The organism is Saonia sp., assembly GCF_056326165.1.
This window is the reverse complement of record NZ_JBWFBN010000019.1, coordinates 17,360-36,897: the sequence shown is the minus strand read 5'-3', so window position 1 is coordinate 36,897 and position 19,538 is coordinate 17,360. Positions and strand designations below refer to the sequence as shown.

20 protein-coding genes are annotated in these 19,538 nt (G+C 35.2%); 16 read left to right on the top strand and 4 right to left on the bottom strand.

Annotation, left to right across the window (positions count from 1 at the left end; translation table 11 throughout):
- The first annotated feature begins 40 nt into the window (after positions 1-40).
- Both AC000W_RS13960 and AC000W_RS13955 read left to right on the top strand, forming a co-directional pair.
- The gene (locus tag AC000W_RS13960; RefSeq protein WP_474749160.1) at positions 41-1,051 is read left to right on the top strand and encodes a 3-oxoacyl-ACP synthase III family protein; all 1,011 of its coding nucleotides are present in this window, start codon (positions 41-43) and stop codon (positions 1,049-1,051) included.
- A 6-nt stretch (positions 1,052-1,057) separates the two neighbouring features.
- Positions 1,058-1,789 (top strand): SDR family oxidoreductase, encoded by a 732-nt coding sequence (locus tag AC000W_RS13955; protein WP_474749159.1) that lies wholly within the window; start codon positions 1,058-1,060, stop codon positions 1,787-1,789.
- A 130-nt stretch (positions 1,790-1,919) separates the two neighbouring features.
- Here AC000W_RS13955 and AC000W_RS13950 read toward each other — a convergent pair whose 3' ends face one another.
- Positions 1,920-4,373 carry a TonB-dependent receptor gene (locus AC000W_RS13950; protein WP_474749157.1) on the bottom strand — a complete coding sequence of 818 codons (2,454 nt, stop codon included), beginning with the start codon at positions 4,371-4,373 and terminating at the stop codon, positions 1,920-1,922.
- Positions 4,374-4,696: 323 nt separating this feature from the next.
- On the opposite strand from AC000W_RS13950, the gene AC000W_RS13945 reads away from it, so the two are divergent.
- On the top strand, positions 4,697-5,056 hold the full coding sequence (locus tag AC000W_RS13945; protein ID WP_474749156.1) for a CoA-binding protein: 360 nt from the start codon (positions 4,697-4,699) through the stop codon (positions 5,054-5,056).
- A gap of 44 nt (positions 5,057-5,100) precedes the next feature.
- Here AC000W_RS13945 and AC000W_RS13940 read toward each other — a convergent pair whose 3' ends face one another.
- A complete protein-coding gene (locus AC000W_RS13940) occupies positions 5,101-6,558 on the bottom strand; it encodes a sodium:solute symporter (protein ID WP_474749155.1) in 1,458 nt (485 codons plus the stop codon).
- Positions 6,559-6,625: 67 nt separating this feature from the next.
- Here AC000W_RS13940 and recR point away from each other — a divergent pair, with 67 nt between their 5' ends.
- From recR to AC000W_RS13880, 12 genes are all read left to right on the top strand, one after another.
- Positions 6,626-7,246 (top strand): recombination mediator RecR, encoded by a 621-nt coding sequence (recR, locus tag AC000W_RS13935; RefSeq protein WP_474749153.1) that lies wholly within the window; start codon positions 6,626-6,628, stop codon positions 7,244-7,246.
- A gap of 23 nt (positions 7,247-7,269) precedes the next feature.
- Entirely contained in the window at positions 7,270-8,622 is a 1,353-nt protein-coding gene (locus tag AC000W_RS13930) for a dihydrolipoamide acetyltransferase family protein (protein WP_474749152.1), read from the top strand.
- 43 nt (positions 8,623-8,665) lie between these two features.
- Positions 8,666-9,442 carry an exonuclease domain-containing protein gene (locus AC000W_RS13925; protein ID WP_474749150.1) on the top strand — a complete coding sequence of 259 codons (777 nt, stop codon included), beginning with the start codon at positions 8,666-8,668 and terminating at the stop codon, positions 9,440-9,442.
- 10 nt (positions 9,443-9,452) lie between these two features.
- Complete coding sequence (locus AC000W_RS13920; RefSeq protein ID WP_474749149.1) at positions 9,453-10,064, top strand: fumarylacetoacetate hydrolase family protein; 612 nt, start codon at positions 9,453-9,455, stop codon at positions 10,062-10,064.
- Positions 10,064-10,402: an Hpt domain-containing protein gene (locus AC000W_RS13915; protein ID WP_474749148.1), complete on the top strand. Its 339-nt coding sequence runs from the start codon at positions 10,064-10,066 to the stop codon at positions 10,400-10,402. The genes AC000W_RS13920 and AC000W_RS13915 overlap by 1 nt, the downstream gene beginning before the upstream one ends.
- Positions 10,402-11,652, top strand: a complete 1,251-nt coding sequence (locus tag AC000W_RS13910) for a competence/damage-inducible protein A (RefSeq protein WP_474749146.1) — start codon at positions 10,402-10,404, stop codon at positions 11,650-11,652. The genes AC000W_RS13915 and AC000W_RS13910 overlap by 1 nt, the downstream gene beginning before the upstream one ends.
- A gap of 72 nt (positions 11,653-11,724) precedes the next feature.
- Positions 11,725-11,961: a 50S ribosomal protein L28 gene (gene rpmB, locus AC000W_RS13905; protein ID WP_474749145.1), complete on the top strand. Its 237-nt coding sequence runs from the start codon at positions 11,725-11,727 to the stop codon at positions 11,959-11,961.
- Positions 11,962-11,986: 25 nt separating this feature from the next.
- A complete protein-coding gene (gene rpmG / locus AC000W_RS13900; RefSeq protein WP_007648529.1) occupies positions 11,987-12,169 on the top strand; it encodes a 50S ribosomal protein L33 in 183 nt (60 codons plus the stop codon).
- 6 nt (positions 12,170-12,175) lie between these two features.
- Positions 12,176-12,328 carry a DUF4295 domain-containing protein gene (locus AC000W_RS13895; RefSeq protein ID WP_474749143.1) on the top strand — a complete coding sequence of 51 codons (153 nt, stop codon included), beginning with the start codon at positions 12,176-12,178 and terminating at the stop codon, positions 12,326-12,328.
- 150 nt (positions 12,329-12,478) lie between these two features.
- Positions 12,479-13,648 carry a mannonate dehydratase gene (locus tag AC000W_RS13890; protein ID WP_474749142.1) on the top strand — a complete coding sequence of 390 codons (1,170 nt, stop codon included), beginning with the start codon at positions 12,479-12,481 and terminating at the stop codon, positions 13,646-13,648.
- A 65-nt stretch (positions 13,649-13,713) separates the two neighbouring features.
- Positions 13,714-14,676 (top strand): signal recognition particle-docking protein FtsY, encoded by a 963-nt coding sequence (gene ftsY, locus AC000W_RS13885; protein WP_474749140.1) that lies wholly within the window; start codon positions 13,714-13,716, stop codon positions 14,674-14,676.
- Positions 14,673-15,524, top strand: a complete 852-nt coding sequence (locus AC000W_RS13880) for a DUF2911 domain-containing protein (RefSeq protein WP_474749139.1) — start codon at positions 14,673-14,675, stop codon at positions 15,522-15,524. Before ftsY ends, AC000W_RS13880 begins: the two co-directional genes overlap by 4 nt.
- Here AC000W_RS13880 and AC000W_RS13875 read toward each other — a convergent pair.
- Positions 15,513-16,607: a serine hydrolase domain-containing protein gene (locus tag AC000W_RS13875; RefSeq protein WP_474749138.1), complete on the bottom strand. Its 1,095-nt coding sequence runs from the start codon at positions 16,605-16,607 to the stop codon at positions 15,513-15,515. The genes AC000W_RS13880 and AC000W_RS13875 overlap by 12 nt on opposite strands.
- 136 nt (positions 16,608-16,743) lie before the next feature.
- Between AC000W_RS13875 and rimO the strand changes: the two genes are divergently transcribed.
- Positions 16,744-18,048 (top strand): 30S ribosomal protein S12 methylthiotransferase RimO, encoded by a 1,305-nt coding sequence (gene rimO, locus AC000W_RS13870; protein ID WP_474749136.1) that lies wholly within the window; start codon positions 16,744-16,746, stop codon positions 18,046-18,048.
- 31 nt (positions 18,049-18,079) lie between these two features.
- On the opposite strand, the gene AC000W_RS13865 is transcribed toward rimO, so the two are convergent.
- Positions 18,080-19,537: an alpha-L-fucosidase gene (locus tag AC000W_RS13865; protein WP_474749135.1), complete on the bottom strand. Its 1,458-nt coding sequence runs from the start codon at positions 19,535-19,537 to the stop codon at positions 18,080-18,082.
- Position 19,538 lies beyond the last annotated feature (1 nt).

Here is a 19,538-nt window from a genome sequence, read left to right as displayed (position 1 = left end):
TTTCGCATTCAAACGATTCTAAAAATAATAAAACCATATAATGTACAATTCAAAAATTACGGGGCTGGGTTATTATGTGCCAGATAATATAGTAACCAATGACGATTTATCTAAGGTGATGGATACCAATGACGCATGGATACAGGAACGAACAGGAATAAAAGAACGTAGGCATGTAGTAAAAGGAGGAGAGGATACTACTACAACAATGGGTGTAAAAGCTGCAAAGATTGCCATTGAACGTGCCGGTATAGATAAAGATGAGATTGACTTTATTGTTTTTGCTACCCTAAGTCCAGATTATTATTTTCCTGGCCCTGGCGTATTGGTACAGCGAGACTTGGGTATTAAAACCGTTGGAGCATTGGATGTTAGAAACCAATGTTCTGGTTTTGTATATGGTATCTCTGTGGCGGATCAGTACATTAAAAGTGGCATGTATAAAAATATATTGGTCATTGGATCAGAATTACATTCCTATGGTATGGATATGACCACGCGTGGCAGAGGTGTTTCTGTGATATTTGGCGATGGAGCTGGTGCCGCTGTGTTGAGTAGGGAAGAAGACACTAGTAAAGGAATATTGTCTACACATTTACATTCAGAAGGACAGCATGCTGAACAGCTTGCTTTGATTGCGCCAGGAATGGGAAAACGTTGGGTAACAGATATTCTTGAGGAGAATGACCCCAATGATGAATCTTATTACCCTGTTATGAACGGACAGTTTGTCTTTAAAAATGCCGTGGTACGTTTTAGTGAGGTAATAAAAGAAGGTTTAGATACCAATAATTTAAAGGTAAGTGATATTGATATGTTGATACCGCACCAAGCCAATTTGCGTATTTCCCAATTTATACAAAAGAAATTTGGATTGGGGAACGGCCAAGTTTTTAATAATATTATGAAGTATGGCAACACTACTGCAGCCTCCATACCTATTGCTTTGACTGAAGCTTGGGAGCAAGGAAAAATAAGAGAAGGAGATTTGGTGGTATTGGCTGCCTTTGGTAGCGGTTTTACTTGGGGCAGTGCTATTATTAGGTGGTAGTGGGATATGACTTTTTTACTTTCTAATAAAATAGCGTTAATCACTGGTGCAAACCGTGGTATTGGCAAGGAAATTGTAAATTCCTTTATTGCTCATGGGGCAACAAAAGTATATCTCGCTGTTAGAGATATAGAATCTACCAAAGATTTAAAGGAGAAATATGGAAGCAAAGTTGTTACTGTTTTTCTAAATCTTACCATACCAGAAAGTATTATTGCACTAGCTGAGCAAACAGAAGATGTAAATATTGTGGTTAATAGTGCTGGAGTATTAACTTTAACAAGTCCGTTAGATGCTAATCTGGAAACAGCTTTTAAAAAAGAACTCGACGTTAATGTTTTTGGATTTATGAGAATGGCTCAAGCTTTTACACCCATTATAGAAAAGAATGGAGGTGGTGCATTTGTGCAGCTCAATTCTATTGCATCCATTATTGGGGGTAAAACTTTTAGTACATATTCGGCATCAAAAGCTGCCAGTTATTCTTTTACACAAAGTTTAAAGGAATGTTTGGAGCCTAAGAACATACAGGTGGTAAGTGTGCACCCTGGTCCTATAGATACAGATATGGGTGCAGAAGCGGGAATGGCTGCCATTGCGGAGCCTGCAACCGTAGTTTCAGAAAGTATTATTATTGCATTAAAGAATGGAGACTTCCATGTTTTCCCAGATACTATGGCTAAAGAGTTTGGGAATGCTTATATGCCATATGCAAAAAAAATTATTGAAAACGAATAATCCCTTAAGTTTTGAAAAAGAACCGATTAAACTAAAATTTAAAAACCCGAGGCATATGCCTCGGGTTTTTTTATGATAAGTCAAATTCTAGGTATAACCAACCAAATCCTAGAAATTAAACTCATCAAAATTATATGATACCACCACCACCTTGCTTAGTATTGCTGTCTCTTCTTTTTCTTTGTGCAGCCCTATTTTTTCCACTACCGAACCTATAAGACGTGCCTATGTACAGATTTCTACTTTCCCAATTAAACTGTCCTTGTTGCGCATAAGGTCTTTCTGCATCAAAAGCAAAGCGCATGGTATTAAAGACATCGTTTAAATTAACGCTAATAGTTCCTTTTCCTTGGGCAAAAGAATATCTGGCACCCATATTTACAAAATACATTGGGTCTATCTCAAACTGAAGGTTTTGGTTTGCACCCCTATAAAAACCAAACAGTTGCAGAGTTAATTTCTTGGATAACGTAAAACTATTGTTCATTCTCATGTTCCAGGATACATTATCCACTTCCGTTTTTTCAATTGCAATATCATCTTCCGTGGCTGTTGCATTATCAGCTACAGTCAAGCTTTCAGTAATTCCTCGTTGTGTTTGTGAGAACAAATCAAAACTGCCATTAATGCTCCACCATTTTGAGGGCCTATAACTACCAGATACTTCTAACCCATAAGCAGATGTATCATCAAAATTATCATAAGTCAAAATGGTTTTATTGAAATCCAATCGGTCTATATAAACCGCTCTGTTGATTTCATCAGAAATTTTTCTATAAAAAATACCAGAGGTAATACTTCCTTTCTCCAATCGTCTGGTATAGTTCATTTCATAGGAATTGGTGAATTGTGGCACCAAGGTTTCATTTCCAAAAGAAGAAATAAGTGGTGTTGACCATTGTCTAATGGGGTTTACCTGTTGCAAGCCTGGTCTATCTACTCTTTTGCTGTAACTCAATTGAAATTGATTTTTATCACTTGCAGCATAGGTCAAAAATGCTGACGGATATACTTGTGTGTATTTATCCGTAAAGGACCGTACTTGGTTTGTGTCTGCTTTTACTTCTACATTTTCAACTCTCACTCCTGCTTGGTAAGACAATTTTCCATGAGTTTGCCCAAATGTGGCATAAGCTGAGTATATGTCCATGGCATACACAAAATCAGTGTCTGGTGTCGGCCTTAAAATTCCATTGGAGTTAAAGGATAATCCAGTAGAAGCATAATCCACATCAGTTTCAAAAATACGGGCCTCTACTCCCAATTCTAATTTAGAAATAGAATCTATTGGGTTAACATAATCCAAATTGGCAATGGTCTGTGTTCTATCTGTATTTACAAAATCTTGATAATCTGGAAAACGTGCTGCACCAGTAGAACTAAAATGGGCATCCTCATTACTGTAAAAATGGTTATAGTCCACTTCTAGCTCAATATTGTGCCCATCTTTTTTAAAATCATGCTTATAATCAAAATTATATTGCTCACTTAGATTGTCATTTATGTTATTAAAAAGCTGTGTTGTATTTCTAACAGGGTCATTATAATAAAGAACGTCAGTATCACCACTACCTTTACCATCGTACATGTTCTGATTAGTAAAAAATGAAATAGTGTTGTTATCATCTAAGTAAAAATCCAATCCTACTTTATATAAATGAGATTTGTTGTTGTTAAAGAAATCGAACAACTGTTCTGAATTCTCATCCAACCTTTTAATAAACCCAAAATTGCTTTGTTTCCCAATATTGTTCCCATAATTACCGTAAACATTGAATTTCCCATTTCTATAATTTAAATCAATGGAGCTATTGAATCTTGCATTTTTTCCTTTGCTTAGACCTGTATTAATGTTTCCATTAAAACCTATATTGGCATTTTTATGGAGCACTATGTTAATGATACCACTCATACCTTCAGGATTATATTTAGCGGAAGGGTTTGTTATTAACTCTATAGATTTAATAGAAGTAGATGGAATCTGCTTTAGCAATTGAGCTACAGGAACATTAGATAGTTTACCATCTACCATAACCCTAACATTGGAGTTTCCTCTTAATGTTAAATCCCCTGTTTGGGAATCCACATTTACAGAAGGAATATTATTCATAATGTCTGATGCAGTTGCTCCGGCCGTAGTAAGATCCTTACCCACGTTAATTACTTTCCGGTCTATCTTTTGTTCTATTGTGGTACGTTCTGCTACAACTTCTACACCTGTAAGTTCCTGTGTTTCTTCCTCCAATATAATAGTTCCAACATTTAATTTTCTATTATTTTTAGATATTGTAATAGGCTGGGAGTGTGTTTTGTATCCTATAAATTGGACCTCCAAAATAAGGCTGCCCTCTGGCAGGTCTTTTACTTCAAAAGAACCGTCATCCGTTGTAATTCCCCCTGTTAAGGTTTCAGAACCATCCTCAGATTTAATAACAATAGCGGCATAAGCTACAGGTTGCTGTGCTAGGTTGTCTATTACCTTTCCAGTAACAGTTCCAATTTTTAAATCTGTTGGATCTGGGAAGTTGTTTGCTAAAATTGTACCATAGCAAAATAGTACAAAAAGTAGAGTTACTTTTTTCATTTTTTCGTTTTTTGATTGAATTAATTGATGTTGGATATAGGACGATGGAAATTGGAATATGTTACGCCCCCTTTTCTTTTTTAACTTAAATTAACAATATTCACATTTGTCTATGAAAGGATTGGGGATTTTAGGGAACTAATACAAAAACAAAACCCGAAGCAAAGCTCCGGGTTTCTCTCATTGACATGCTATACTAAACACTAACCATTAACTATAAAAAAATATAACACTACAATGATTAAATTTTTGTTATTATGAATAGACGATATTTTTTAATATTCGTTACAGTACTTAACATACTTTAACATCTAAATTAACATATGAAAAAAACACTTGTCTTCGGTGCTTCTTTAAAATCAAATCGATATAGCAATCTTGCCATAAAACGACTAGTTGAGAATAACATAAAGACAGAGGCATTTGGTATGAAAGAAGGGGAAACTTTCGGGGTGCAAGTTAAGGTTAATTTGCAAGAATTTCAAGACATTCATACCATAACTTTATATATGAATCCAAAAAGACAAGAAGAGTTTTATTATACCATAATTGAATTGGCTCCAAAAAGAGTAATTTTTAATCCAGGTACTGAAAACAGGAACCTTTATGAACTGTTAGGAAAAAATAATATAGAAGTTTTAGAGGCTTGCACTTTGGTTTTGTTGGCAACAAATCAATACTAAAATTCTTCATAATATAAACCTCTTTATTTTTAAAAAGAAAAGGATTACTTTTTACGTATTAAAAACATTCCAAAAAACGTTAACATACCATTTATAGGAAGCAATTCGTAGCCAACAACATACCCTCCTAAATAGTCAGCTGGGATTTTAGCAATGCTGTAAATTATGGCGACAGAGACCAGAGCCACAATCCATATATATTGGTCGTGGATTTTGTGCTTGGTAAAAATACCAAAGGCAAAAAGACCTAGAAGGGGCCCATAAGTGTAGGTTGCAACGGTCAATAACCCATCAATTACATTTCTGTCCAATACATGTTTAAAAATAATTACGACAATCACTAAGAGTACACTCATAGCTATGTGCGTATTTTTCCTTAGTTTTTTTCTTTTTGTTTCCTCTTTCTTTTCAATCTCCAAGAAGTCCACACAAAAAGATGTAGTGAGCGATGTTAATGCACTATCCGCACTGCTGTATGCCGCAGCAATAAGGCCTAGCATAAAGGTAATGGCCACTGTCATGCCCAAGCCGCTGTTTAGGGCTATTTCAGGGAATAAAAGGTCAGATTTTGGAGTGCCGTCCATTAACGGAGTTGCAATTTGGAATCTTTCGGCATAAATAAATAACAATGCTCCAAGAAGTAAAAAGATAAAATTCACAACTACCAATACCAAACTAAAGGAAACCATATTTTTTTGCGCATCCTTTAAACTTTTGCAGGTAAGGTTCTTTTGCATCATGTCTTGATCTAATCCTGTCATGCAAATTGTGATGAATATGCCACCGATAAAGGATTTAAAAAAATGATTTTTGGAAAAGAAATTATCGGTAAATAAAATTTTATTGTATTGTTTTAATTCTTCTGAAGCCAAAAACTCAGTAAAACTCCAATCCAATTTTTGATTGATAAAGTAAATGGATAGTCCCACCGCCATTAACATAAAAAGGGTTTGTAAGGTATCGGTCCAAACAATAGTCTTAATGCCACCTCTAAAAGTATAAATCCATATTAATAGAATGGAGAGTGTTACCGTGACTTCAAAAGGAACGTTCCAAGCATCAAACACAAATTGCTGTAACACAATGGCTACAAGAAAAAGCCTAAAAGAAGCGCCTAAGACTCTGGATATAAAGAAAAAGAACGCTCCAGTTTTATAACTTACTATGCCAAAACGTTGCTCTAGGTATTCATATATAGATGTTACATTTAATTTATAGTATATGGGCAAGAGAACATAGGCTATAACAAAATAACCGAACAAGTACCCAAACACAACTTGCATATAACTAAATTGGGAACTTTGCACCCAACCAGGAACAGAGATAAAAGTCACCCCAGATAATGAGGCTCCTATCATTCCAAAAGCGACCAAATACCATGGAGATTGTTTGCCAGCCTTAAAGAAATCGATGTTAGAATCGTTCTTTCCAGTAAAATGGGAAATTAGTAATAACAAAAGAAAATAGCCGCCTATCAATAACAGAATGTGCGCTGGAGTCATAAAAATAAATTTCAGATGCAAAGTACAAAAACTTAAAACATAAATCTAAAATCGTAATTTTGCGCTTATGGAATTTTCATCCAAATTATTGGAAAATGCGGTTTATGAAATGTCTCAATTACCAGGTATTGGTAAGCGAACGGCTCTAAGGTTGGTTTTACATTTGTTAAAGCAACCCAAAGAGCAGAGTACAAGGTTGGCCAACTCAATACAAATTTTGCGGAACGATATTAAATTCTGTACAAGTTGCCATAATATATCCGATGTTGCTCTGTGTGAGATTTGCTCCAATCATAAAAGAGATAGTAGTTTGGTATGCGTAGTAGAAGATATTAGAGATGTAATGGCAATTGAAAATACAGGTCAATATAAAGGGCTTTACCATGTTCTTGGTGGAAAAATTTCCCCAATGGAAGGGATTGGCCCGCAAGATTTAACCATTGAATCCTTGGTGAAAAAAGCAAAAAAAGGAGAGATAAAAGAACTGATACTTGCATTAAGTTCTACCATGGAAGGAGACACCACAAATTTTTATATTTATAAGCAATTGGAAGATATGGATATGAAAACCTCTACGATTGCAAGAGGAATAGCTGTGGGTGATGAATTGGAGTATGCGGATGAAGTTACTTTGGGAAGAAGTATTATGAATAGAATTCCGTTTGAAAATTCAATAAAAGCACTGTAGACTAAAAAGGAATAAACAAGAATATGTCAAAGTTTGAATTAAAGTTGCCACAAATGGGGGAAAGTGTTGCGGAAGCAACCTTAACTGCGTGGTTAAAAGATGTTGGGGATACAATAGAAATGGATGAGGCAGTTTTTGAAATTGCCACGGACAAAGTAGATTCGGACGTTCCAAGCGAAGTAGAGGGGGTATTGATAGAAAAACTTTTTAATGTTGATGATGTAGTCAATGTAGGTGATACCGTTGCAATAATAGAAGTTAAGGGAGAAGGCAATACAGATGAAGTAGAAGAGGATGAAGAATTGGAAATTCCTATTCCAGAAGAAACTATTGAAGAATTGGAACAGGTTATTGTTGAAGCAAAGGAAGCTGCAGCTGTTCCTGTGCAAGATTATAGTGGTACAGATAGATTTTATTCTCCTTTGGTTAAGAATATTGCCAAACAAGAAGGCATTACAATTGCCGAATTGAATACAATTAAAGGATCTGGAAAAGAAGATAGGGTAACGAAAAGTGATATATTGGAATATATTGAAAATAGAAAACCCAATAAGGCTGCACCAGAAATTTCCAATGGATTGCCCAAAACTCCAATTACGAAGATGGAGGCCCTTAAGGTAGAAAGTATACCTAAATCGGTTTATGTTCCACCGGCTTATATTGGAAAAGAGGATGAGGTTGTACCTATGACAAGAATGGGCAAGTTAATTGCCCAGCATATGTCAGACAGCGTGTCCACTTCTGCCCATGTTCAAAGTTTTATAGAGGTTGATGTCACTAAAATTGTAAACTGGCGCAATAAGGTAAAAAATACTTTTGAGAAAAGAGAAGGTGAAAAACTCACTTTCACACCAATTTTCATAGAGGCCATTGCAAAGGCATTAAAAATGTACCCTATGCTGAATATATGCCTAGATGGGGATACTATCATAAAAAAGAAGAATATCAATATAGGAATGGCGGCTGCCTTACCAGATGGTAATCTTATTGTTCCTGTCATAAAAAATGCAGACCAATTAAATTTGGTAGGAATGGCAAAAGCTGTAAATGACTTGGCTTATAGGGCAAAGAACAATGAATTAAAACCAGATGAGGTTAAAGATGGCACCTATACCGTAACTAATGTAGGTTCCTTTGGCAGTGTTTTTGGAACACCTATTATAAATCAACCACAAGTTGGGATTTTAGCTTTGGGTGCTATTAGGAAAATGCCATCTGTAATTGAAACCAATGAGGGTGATTTTATTGGAATCAGAAGTAAGATGTTCCTTTCCCATAGTTATGATCACCGAGTGGTAAATGGTGCTATGGGGGGTATGTTTATTAAATCCGTGGCCGATTATTTAGAGGCTTGGGATGAGAATAGGGAAATTTAAACACCTAAGTATATCAAATTAAATTTTAGTAGAACTTATAAATATGGAGTTAAAACTCACAAGACCCATTTGTTTTTTTGATTTGGAAACTACCGGAACCAATGTGGCAAAAGATAGAATAGTTGAAATTTCCATATTAAAAGTATTTCCAAACGGAAATAAGGAAAGTAGAACATGGTTGGTAAACCCGGAAATGAATATTCCGGCTGAAGTTATTGCCATTCATGGAATTTCCAATGAGAAAGTGGCCAATGAACCAACGTTTAAAGAGCTTTCCAAGGAAATATATACGATGATTAAGGGGAGTGATTTAGGTGGATATAACTCAGATCGATTTGATATTCCCCTTTTGGCTGAAGAAATGTTAAGAGCAGATATAGATTTTGATATGAAAAATGCAGTTTCTGTAGATGTACAGACCATTTTTCATAAAATGGAGAAGCGCACACTAGAGGCGGCATATAAATTTTATTGTGATAAGGACCTTACTGATGCCCATAGCGCGGAAGCTGATACAATAGCTACTTATGAGGTTTTATTATCTCAATTAGACCGCTATCCAGAATTGGAAAACAATATAAAAAAGCTATCGGAGTTTACTACCAGAAGACAATTTGTAGATTTTGCCGGGTTTATTGCATTGGACAAGGATGGAGAAGAAATCTTTTCATTTGGAAAACATAAAGGAAAAAAAGTCCATGAAGTTTTAGAAAATGAACCAGGTTACTTTGGATGGATATTAAATGCTGATTTTCCTTTGTACACAAAGAAAGTATTAACACAAATAAAGTTGAGCAAGTTAAATAACAAATTGGGTTAAGGTAGAAATAATGAAAATAATCTGTATAGGTAGAAATTATGTAGATCATATTAACGAATTGGCAAACGAAAGACCTACAGAGCCAGTTGTATTTATAAAACCGGATTCCGCTGTATTACCAAAAGAACAGGATTTTTATATACCTGAGTTTTCCAATGATGTGCACTATGAGGTAGAGGTGCTTGTCAAAATAAAAAAGGTTGGAAAACATATTGATGAGAAATTTGCGCATACCTATTATGATGAGGTAGGACTTGGAATAGATTTTACGGCAAGGGATTTGCAGTCACAATTAAAATCAAAGGGATTGCCTTGGGAAAAAGCAAAGGGTTTTGATGGTGCTGCTGTAATAGGTAAGTGGTTGCCCAAAACTAATTTTAAAAATTTAAACAATTTGGATTTTTCTTTGTTGAAGAACAATGAAGTTGTGCAAAAAGGGAATACAAGTCTGATGCTCTGGAAAATAGATGAATTAATAGCTCATGTATCAACCTATTTTATGTTAAAAAAAGGAGATGTTGTTTTTACTGGGACTCCCGCGGGAGTTGGTAAGATAAGTACAAATGATTATCTTTCAGGAAAGTTGGATGGAGAAGAAATGTTTACAATTAAAATTAAGTAATGATTTACAGTTTAGATAAAATAAATGAAATGGCAGAAGGAGATACAGATTTTATTATATCTGTAATCTCTGTTTTTTTAGAGGAAGTTCCTGTTGATTTGGAAGATTTGGAAGTTGCTATTGAGAAGAAAGATTATGAAAATATCTATAAATTGGCACATAAAATAAAGCCCAACGTAGATTTGTTGGGAATGGAACAAACGCGTGCTGTCGCTTTGGAAATTGAAACTTTGGGAAAGGACCCAGAGAATGAAAATATTGTAGTAGAAAAATTTCCTCTTCTTAAAAAAGATGTCCTGCAAGTAATTTCGGAGCTTAAAAAAGATTTTGATATTTAATGTTTGCAGAAATCATTACCATTGGGGATGAAATCCTCATAGGTCAAGTTGTAGACACTAATTCAACCTTCATTGCTAAGGAACTTAATAGAATTGGAGTTTCGGTCTATCAAATTACATCTGTACAAGATAATAAGGAACATATTTTAAATTCTTTAAAAGAGGCTCGATTAAGAGCTAGTATTGTTATTCTTACTGGGGGATTGGGCCCCACCAAAGACGATATTACAAAACATACGTTATGCGATTTTTTTAATGATTCTTTGGTTCAGAATGCTGAGGTTCTAAAACATGTTGAAGAACTTTTTAAAAAACATATTACCAATACATCCATATCAGATTTAAATAGAAAACAAGCTATGGTTCCTTCTAAGGCAAGTGTATTACACAATGCATATGGGACGGCTCCAGGTATGTGGATTAGAGATGGCGAAACCGTGTTTATTTCGCTTCCTGGTGTTCCTTTTGAAATGCGAAACCTTGTAACAAATGAAGTCATTCCAAAAATTCAAAAAACTTTTAAACGCCCTTATATTGTACATAAGACCATTATGACCTACGGAATGGGAGAAAGTGGTATTGCAGAAAAAATTGAACCTTGGGAAGATGGCTTGCCGTCTTTTATCAGTTTGGCATATTTACCTAATTTAGGAAGGGTAAGATTGCGCTTAACTGCCAAAGGGAGTGATAAAGAAAAGCTTATGGATGCCATCCATAAAGAAGTTAATAAGCTTTATACACTAATTGGGGATATTATTTATGGAGTTGAAGAGGATGAAACTATCGAAGCACTTGTTGCAAAATTATTGACATCAAAGAAAATGACATTAGCTACCGCCGAAAGTTTTACTGGAGGGAAAATTGCAGAAAGAATTACTGCAATGCCCGGAGCTTCCAATTATTATAAAGGTAGTGTGGTTAGTTATGCCACACAAACTAAAATAGAAGTTTTAGGGGTTAATGAGGATTTGGTGAAAAAGCATTCTGTGGTGAGTGAAGAAGTTGCTGTATCAATGGCTTCAAATGTAAAACAACTGTTAAAAACGAATTTTGCCATTGCCACTACTGGTAATGCAGGGCCAACCAAAGGAGACTCCGATGAAGAAGTAGGGACAGTTTTTATTGCCGTAGCTACTCCTAATGACGTTTTTGCCCAAAAATTTAACATGGGTAATCATAGAGAAAGGATAGTAGAAAAGTCAGTAAATAAGGCATTTGAGTTACTTCAAAAAGAAATATTAAAATTCTAAAAAGAATTTTGTCCGTCCCGTAAAAAAGATATAAATTTGCACCCTGTTTAAAATCACACAAAAAGTAGTGTAATGTCAAAAGTTTGTGAAATCACCGGAAAGAAAGCTATGTTTGGAAACAACGTATCTTTCTCTATCAATAAAACAAGAAGAAGATTTGATGTAAATCTTTCTAAAAAGCGTTTTTATATTCCAGAAGAAGATCGTTGGGTTACTTTAAAAGTTTCTACAAGAGCTTTAAAGAGCATCAACAAGAAAGGGATTTCTGCAGTTTTAAAAGAAGCAAAAGCAAAAGGATTAATTAAGTAATCCTAAAATTATAATATATATAACTATGGCGAAGAAAGGCAATAGAATTCAGGTTATATTAGAGTGTACGGAGCACAAGGAGTCTGGTCAACCGGGTACTTCTAGGTACATTACTACAAAGAATAAGAAGAATACTCCAGATAGGATGGAAATAAAAAAATTCAACCCTATCTTAAAGAGAATGACAGTTCATAAAGAGATAAAATAATAAGTCATGGCAAAGAAGACCGTAGCCTCGTTACAAACGAGTTCAAAAAGATTAACAAAAGCCATAAAAATGGTGAAGTCACCTAAGAGTGGTGCATATACTTTTGTAGAATCAGTAATGGCACCAGAATTGGTGAATGAATGGTTGAATAAGAAATAACAAACTAACCAGATATTTTGGTTGAAAAGCCACTTTCGAAAGAAAGTGGCTTTTTTTATGAAAAAAATTATACATTATAGTTAATATGCAGAAAATTAATACCTTAAGAGAATCAATAAGGTAGAGTTTAATGATTAAAATAGTATTAGTATGAAAGAGGAGCGCAGGGATTTTATAAAGAAGAGCGCCTCTTTGGCGGCCGCTATTTCTGTTGGAAGTATACATTCTACATATTCAAGTTCAAAAAAGCAAAAACCAAGTAATTTTTTATACTTGAATGGAATGGCAAAAGATGCAGGAATGGAAATGAGCAATGCTTATTTCTGGGGCATGGAAGCACACAGACATTTAATTGAGCTTGCTAAGCAAATAGGTGCTTATGGAGCTATTGCAGGTATAGACCGTAGACTTTTTGATGACCCAGAGGCTAAATCATGGGAATATAGAGCATTAAAAAATGTAGTTGATAAGTGGAAAGGTGTTGGATTAAATTATAATGTAGTAGAAGGTCCACCATCATTAGGAACTAAAACTAAATTGGGTCTGGAAGGTAGAGATGAAGAAATTGCAAACTTTATCACTTTCATGAAAAACCTTAAAAAAACAGGTGTAGATGTTATTTGTTATAACTGGATGCCTGTTGTAAGTTGGGCAAGGACTTCAACTGACAGAACGGGAAGAGGAGGCGCCTTAATGACTTCTTTTGATTATGATATGGTCAAAGATAAACCATTAACGAAGTATGGTGATTTTCCCAAAGAGAAAATGTGGGATAGTTTAGAGTATTTTTTAAAAGCTGTAGTGCCAGAAGCCGAGCAAATAGGAATGAAACTGGCTATGCATCCAGATGACCCACAAGTACATAGTATTCAAGGTATACCGCGTATTATGAATACAGTTGATAACTTTGACCGAATGCTTAAAATTATGCCTAGTGATTATAACGGAGTAACCATGTGTCAAGGTAATTTTTCATTAATGGGGACTGATATTCCAGAACTTATTAGACGATGGGGGCATGATGGAAAAATTCACTTTGTTCATTTTAGAAATGTTGAAGAACTAAGTGGTCAATTACCCAGTACCAAGTTTACTGAAACCTTTCATGATGAGGGAGATATAGATATGTACGAAGCTATGCGTGCCTATTTTGATATTGGTTTTAAAGGCGCAATACGAGCGGACCATGTGCCTACTATGGCGAGAGAAGAAAATTCAAGACCTGGATACATGACTTTAGGCAATCTTTTTGCTATTGGGTATATGAGAGGTTTAGCCGAATCTGTTAGTAAAGAAAGAACTAGGGGTAGCTCTAAATAGGATATAAAATTCAAGATTAAATCCTTATTACTTTTGTTATCTTTGAATCCAATCGATTACTAGGTATGAGTTTATTTAAAAATATATTTTCTTCCAAGAAAAAGGAAACACTAGATAAAGGCTTAGAGAAATCTAAAACCACTTTTTTTTCAAAATTAGGGAAAGCAGTAGCAGGTAAATCTAAGGTAGATGATGAAGTCTTAGATAATCTGGAAGAAGTTTTGGTCACTTCTGATGTTGGAGTAAATACCACTTTAAAAATTATTGACCGTATTGAAGCTCGTGTATCAAAAGACAAATACATGGGTACCGAAGAACTTAATACAATTTTAAGAGAAGAAATTGCAAACCTACTTTCAGAAACTAATTTAGGTGAAGACACAGAGTTTAGTATTCCAGAAAACAAGAAACCCTATGTTATTATGGTTGTTGGGGTTAATGGTGCTGGTAAGACCACTACTATAGGCAAGTTAGCACATCAATTTAAAAATCAAGGCTTAAAGGTGGTATTAGGCGCTGCTGATACCTTTAGAGCTGCTGCTATTGACCAGTTACAAGTATGGGCAGACCGTGTAAATGTTCCCATCATTAAACAAAAAATGGGAAGTGATCCTGCATCCGTAGCTTTTGATACGTTAAGTTCCGCTGTGACAAATGAAGCAGATGTAGTTATTATTGATACTGCAGGTAGACTACATAACAAGATTAACTTAATGAATGAGCTTACCAAAATAAAACGTGTCATGGATAAGGTAGTAGATGATGCCCCACATGATGTTTTATTGGTTTTGGATGGTTCTACTGGTCAAAACGCTTTTGAACAGGCCAAAGAATTTACAAAGGCTACAGAGGTAACCTCCTTGGCAGTAACCAAGTTAGATGGTACAGCAAAAGGCGGTGTCGTTATTGGAATTTCAGACCAATTTCAAATCCCTGTTAAATATATTGGAGTAGGGGAAGGTATTGAAGATTTACAAGTTTTTAATAAGTACGAGTTTGTGGATTCCTTTTTTAATATTGAAAAATGAAAAAATTTGTAGTTATCATTTTTACTTTTTTGGTTTCAGGGCTTTCGGCTCAACTAAACCATCCCAAAGCTAGCCCTTTTAGCAGGACCTCCCAAGATATAGGACTAGCTTCTATAAAAGTGGACTATTCAAGACCAGCAGTTAGAGGAAGAAAAATATTTGGAGAACTAGTTCCTTACGGACGAATTTGGCGCGTTGGGGCCAATGAGTCTACAAAATTTACTGTGTCTTCAAATGTTGAAATAATGGGCAATATGTTGCCGAAAGGCACGTATGCGCTATATGCTTTTCCTTATGAGGATATGTGGGAAGTAGTTTTTCATAGTAATATAGATCACTGGGGAGATGGAAGAAAGGCCTATGACCAAGAGGAAGATATGTTTAGAATAAAAATTACTCCAGAGAAAACACAAAGTTTTCAGGAGAACTTTTTAATTGCCTTTGATTCCATTACACATAATTCTGCCAACATGCTATGGTTATGGGAGCATACTAAAGTTGTTGTTCCTATCTTGGTAAATACTGACTCTTTAATGCAAAAAGAAATAGTAAAACAAATAGAACAAAACCCTACGGCGCAAACTTATTATGAAGCCGCCCGTTATTTGCAAGAACAAAAAAAAGAACTTGCTACCGCTTTGGAATATTTGAACATAGCACTGGAGATAGGCGGTGATACCTATTATTTCCATAGAGTAAAATCCTTAGTGGAGGCGGATTTAGGAAATTATAAAGCAGCTATTCAATCAGCTAAAAAATCTTTAAAATTGGCAAGTGCAGAAGATAAAGACGAATTTGTTCGCATGAACCAAAAAAATATTAGTACTTGGAAAAAGTTAGTTGATTAAATCATTAATTTTTTCCCACAACGTATTATCAAAACTAGAAGGCCCTGCCAAATCCTGTCCTGCATCTTCTCCTAAGCGTACAATTACCAAGTTTTTGCTGGGTACTATATATAGTTTTTGATCATCTTTCCCTAATCCTGAATACATATCTGCTGGAGAATTAGGAATTAAAGAACCATTGGCAACAGTTTGCGATGCTGGTACCATAAAACTTTCCTTACCACTAAGCCACCAAAGATATCCGTACGAATTGTTTAGAGCTTGACTCGTATTTTTCATATCGTTCAAGTAAGTTTCATCACCTAAAATGGTTTCATTATCCCATTTACCATTGTTTAGGTTTAGAAGCCCAAAACGAGCCATACTACGTACCGTACTAAAATAAACGTTGTTACTACCATTTGTGGAAAACCAAAGTCCGTCCATACCGATTTTATTTCGTAATTCAGTATTGTAGAATGTTGAAAAATTCATATCTGTAGCTTCACTTACTACTTTTTGTAATAAGGTGTATGGTGCATTATGATAGTTCCATCTTGTTCCAGCATCAGCTACATAAAATAAGCATTCCGGTGTCTTACAATCTCCCGTGATACCATTGAGGCCAGTAGTCATAGTTAATTGATGCCTTATAGTAATCAAATCTTCTTTTTCTGGGTCAAGTGACGTCCATCCAACTCCCATGTAATCAGACGATTTATCAGAGACATTTAAAAATCCTTTTTCTTGGGCAATACCAACTGTAAAGGATGTCAATGTTTTTCCTGCTGATGCCCAATACCATAAACTATCTTTGGTAAATGTGCCAAAATACTCTTCCATAGCAATTCTGCCGTTTTCCAGAATAATAAACCCTTTTGTACTTTTTTCTTCTAAAAATTGAAGTAATGGTTGTTTTGCGCTTTCATTCCAACCTAATTCATCCATGGGTATTGTTTCCCATTCTGTTGCGTTTGGTGGAAAGTACATAGGTTTGACCTCATTGGTAGAATTTTCTTCTATTTGCTGCTCATCATTGTCTTTAGAACAACTTGTCAGCATAAAAAATGAGACAATAAACAAAGTTATGATTCGGGTTTTCATTGTTTCTATGTAATAGATTTATAGTTATTTGACTGTAAATTATGTACTATGGTTTAACGTAGAATACTAAAAATTATGCACATAAATCGATGTATAGCAAGGGATTGTCGTATTTTGCACCCCATTTAGGTAAATTATGCGAACAAAATCACTAAAAAAGAACAAAATTAATGTTGTAACACTAGGTTGCTCTAAGAATGTGTACGATTCTGAAGTACTTATGGGACAACTAAAAGCCAATAAAAAGGATGTTGTTCATGAGGGGGAAGGCAATGTGGTTGTAATTAATACATGTGGTTTTATTGATAACGCCAAAGAGGAAAGTGTAAACACTATTTTGGATTTTGTTCAAAAGAAGGAAGCTGGAGAAGTAGATAAAGTTTTTGTAACGGGTTGTTTAAGTGAGCGTTATAAGCCAGATTTGCAAAAAGAAATCCCAAATGTGGATGAGTACTTTGGCACAAGTGAATTGCCAAATTTGTTAAAAGCATTGGGTGCTGACTATAAGCACGAATTGATAGGAGAGCGTTTAACCACTACTCCAAAGAATTATGCATATTTAAAAATTGCAGAAGGATGTGATAGACCTTGTTCTTTTTGTGCAATACCATTAATGCGAGGGAAACACAAGAGTAAACCGATTGAAGAATTAGTAACCGAGTCTAAAAAATTAGCAGCTAATGGTGTAAAAGAACTAATTTTGATTGCGCAGGATCTTACTTATTATGGATTGGATTTGTACAAGAAAAGGAACTTGGCTGAATTGCTTCAGGAGTTGATTAAGGTAGAGGGAATTGAATGGATTCGTTTACATTATGCATTTCCAACGGGTTTCCCAATGGATGTGTTGGAGGTAATGAAAAATGAAACTAAGGTGTGTAATTACTTGGATATTCCATTACAACATATTTCTGATTCTGTTTTAAAGAGTATGAGAAGAGGGACAACACAGGCGAAAACAACTAAGTTATTGCAAGACTTTAGGGTAGCTGTCCCAAATATGACCATACGTACTACCTTGATTGTTGGGTACCCAGGTGAAACAGAAGAAGATTTTGCAACACTTAAAAATTGGGTGGCTGAAATGCGCTTTGAGCGCCTAGGTTGTTTTACCTATAGTCATGAAGAAAATACCCATGCCTATAATCTGGTGGATGATGTACCCGAGAATGTAAAACAACAGCGTGCCAATGAAATAATGGAACTACAGTCCCAGATTTCTTGGGAATTGAACCAAGAGAAAATTGGAAAAACTTTTGCATGTATTGTTGACCGAAAAGAAGGAAACCACTTTGTAGGTCGTACCGAATTTGATTCACCAGATGTTGATAATGAGGTGTTAATAGATGCTACAAAATACTACTTAAAAACTGGTGAATTTGTAGATATAAAAATTAATGAAGCTTCTGATTTTGATTTGTTCGGAGAGCCTGTTTCCTAAAAATGTTACTCTATACGAAGCATTAGAATTTTTATTCTTCAGTGGCAAGAAATACTTCAAAATTAGAGATAGTAGGAATATTATTAGCTTTCAATATCTTTATTTTGATTCGGTCTGTAGAAACAATTTCTGTTCTAATGAGTCTTTTATAGCCTATAGTTGTTTCATTGGCAATTGAAACCCAAGTACCATTTTGTTCGACCTGTATTTCATACTTTTCTATTCTCTGTCCATATTTAATGGGTTCTTGTAGTAAGATTCTATTAAAAGTGATGGAGCTTTCTGTTTCAATTATTAATTCTGCTGAAAGAACTCTATCATTTGTTGCCCAATATGTTTCAAGGTATGAATCCAATATGTTGGAAGGAGAAAAATAATCATTCTCCAATCGATAATTAGATGCCAAAACCTTGGCATTTTTTGCCAAATTGGTTTTAAAAGTATTATCAATAATTTCTTTGAACTCCTTTAAATTTTTAACATCAGTTGTATTGATTAATCCTTGTTTATTTGGCGGAAGATTTACCAATAAAACCCCGTTTCTGCCAACAGATTTATAATAGATATCCACCAATTCTTTTGGAGTTTTAACCAAGCTATCTTGTGCCTCATGGTAAAACCATCCTGGTCTAATAGAAACATCACATTGACCAATGAGCCATTTGTTTCCTCCAGATTCACCAATATTTAGATAATCGGCCATGTCGCCACCAATAGTCAGTTCATTTCCATTGATGGTGGACCAAAATGTTTCACCTGCATGTCCATGTTCATTTCCAACCCAACGAATGTCCGGTCCTGCATCTGAAAAAATTAGGATGTTGGGCTGTAATTCTTTTACAAGTGAAAAGGTGTTCTCCCAATCATAATAGGTGCTTCGGTCTATTTTACGTTCCTCATTGGCTCCACCATAATGCCCGTCCCCGCCATTGGCGCCATCAAACCAAATTTCATTTATTTCACCATAGTTGGTCAATAATTCTTTTAATTGATTACGATAATAGGTAATGTATTCTGGTTTGCCATAATCTGCATGGTTTCTGTCCCAAGGTGACAAATACAGTCCAACTTTAAGACCATGTTTACGACAAGCATCCACAAATTCTTTTACAACATCACCTTTGCCATCCTTGTAAGGACTGTTCTTTACACTATGCTCAGTGTACTCACTTGGCCATAAGCAAAAACCATCGTGATGTTTGGCTGTAAGAATCAACTCTTTCATGCCACCAGCCTTGGCAGCCAAGACCCATTGTTCGGCATCCAATTCAGTTGGATTAAAGATGGATGGATTTTCGTCTCCATACCCCCATTCCTTATCAGTATATGTGTTTACTGTAAAATGAATAAAACCTACCATTTCCATTTTTTGATAGGCCAATTGTGCAGGTGATGGAACAACCGAATTTGGTGCGATATCTACTACTTTATCAGTTTTGCAGCTTGATAGCATCAATAAGAGAGACAGTAGAAAAATTAATTTATTCATA

What these genes read in the sequence shown, in the direction of transcription:
- AC000W_RS13960 (WP_474749160.1), top strand. Translation starts at nt 41, where the DNA reads ATGTACAATTCAAAAATTACGGGGCTGGGTTATTATGTGCCAGATAAT.
- AC000W_RS13955 (WP_474749159.1), top strand. Translation starts at nt 1,058, where the DNA reads ATGACTTTTTTACTTTCTAATAAAATAGCGTTAATCACTGGTGCAAAC.
- AC000W_RS13950 (WP_474749157.1), bottom strand. Translation starts at nt 4,373, where the DNA reads ATGAAAAAAGTAACTCTACTTTTTGTACTATTTTGCTATGGTACAATT.
- AC000W_RS13945 (WP_474749156.1), top strand. Translation starts at nt 4,697, where the DNA reads ATGAAAAAAACACTTGTCTTCGGTGCTTCTTTAAAATCAAATCGATAT.
- AC000W_RS13940 (WP_474749155.1), bottom strand. Translation starts at nt 6,558, where the DNA reads ATGACTCCAGCGCACATTCTGTTATTGATAGGCGGCTATTTTCTTTTG.
- recR (WP_474749153.1), top strand. Translation starts at nt 6,626, where the DNA reads ATGGAATTTTCATCCAAATTATTGGAAAATGCGGTTTATGAAATGTCT.
- AC000W_RS13930 (WP_474749152.1), top strand. Translation starts at nt 7,270, where the DNA reads ATGTCAAAGTTTGAATTAAAGTTGCCACAAATGGGGGAAAGTGTTGCG.
- AC000W_RS13925 (WP_474749150.1), top strand. Translation starts at nt 8,666, where the DNA reads ATGGAGTTAAAACTCACAAGACCCATTTGTTTTTTTGATTTGGAAACT.
- AC000W_RS13920 (WP_474749149.1), top strand. Translation starts at nt 9,453, where the DNA reads ATGAAAATAATCTGTATAGGTAGAAATTATGTAGATCATATTAACGAA.
- AC000W_RS13915 (WP_474749148.1), top strand. Translation starts at nt 10,064, where the DNA reads ATGATTTACAGTTTAGATAAAATAAATGAAATGGCAGAAGGAGATACA.
- AC000W_RS13910 (WP_474749146.1), top strand. Translation starts at nt 10,402, where the DNA reads ATGTTTGCAGAAATCATTACCATTGGGGATGAAATCCTCATAGGTCAA.
- rpmB (WP_474749145.1), top strand. Translation starts at nt 11,725, where the DNA reads ATGTCAAAAGTTTGTGAAATCACCGGAAAGAAAGCTATGTTTGGAAAC.
- rpmG (WP_007648529.1), top strand. Translation starts at nt 11,987, where the DNA reads ATGGCGAAGAAAGGCAATAGAATTCAGGTTATATTAGAGTGTACGGAG.
- AC000W_RS13895 (WP_474749143.1), top strand. Translation starts at nt 12,176, where the DNA reads ATGGCAAAGAAGACCGTAGCCTCGTTACAAACGAGTTCAAAAAGATTA.
- AC000W_RS13890 (WP_474749142.1), top strand. Translation starts at nt 12,479, where the DNA reads ATGAAAGAGGAGCGCAGGGATTTTATAAAGAAGAGCGCCTCTTTGGCG.
- ftsY (WP_474749140.1), top strand. Translation starts at nt 13,714, where the DNA reads ATGAGTTTATTTAAAAATATATTTTCTTCCAAGAAAAAGGAAACACTA.
- AC000W_RS13880 (WP_474749139.1), top strand. Translation starts at nt 14,673, where the DNA reads ATGAAAAAATTTGTAGTTATCATTTTTACTTTTTTGGTTTCAGGGCTT.
- AC000W_RS13875 (WP_474749138.1), bottom strand. Translation starts at nt 16,607, where the DNA reads ATGAAAACCCGAATCATAACTTTGTTTATTGTCTCATTTTTTATGCTG.
- rimO (WP_474749136.1), top strand. Translation starts at nt 16,744, where the DNA reads ATGCGAACAAAATCACTAAAAAAGAACAAAATTAATGTTGTAACACTA.
- AC000W_RS13865 (WP_474749135.1), bottom strand. Translation starts at nt 19,537, where the DNA reads ATGAATAAATTAATTTTTCTACTGTCTCTCTTATTGATGCTATCAAGC.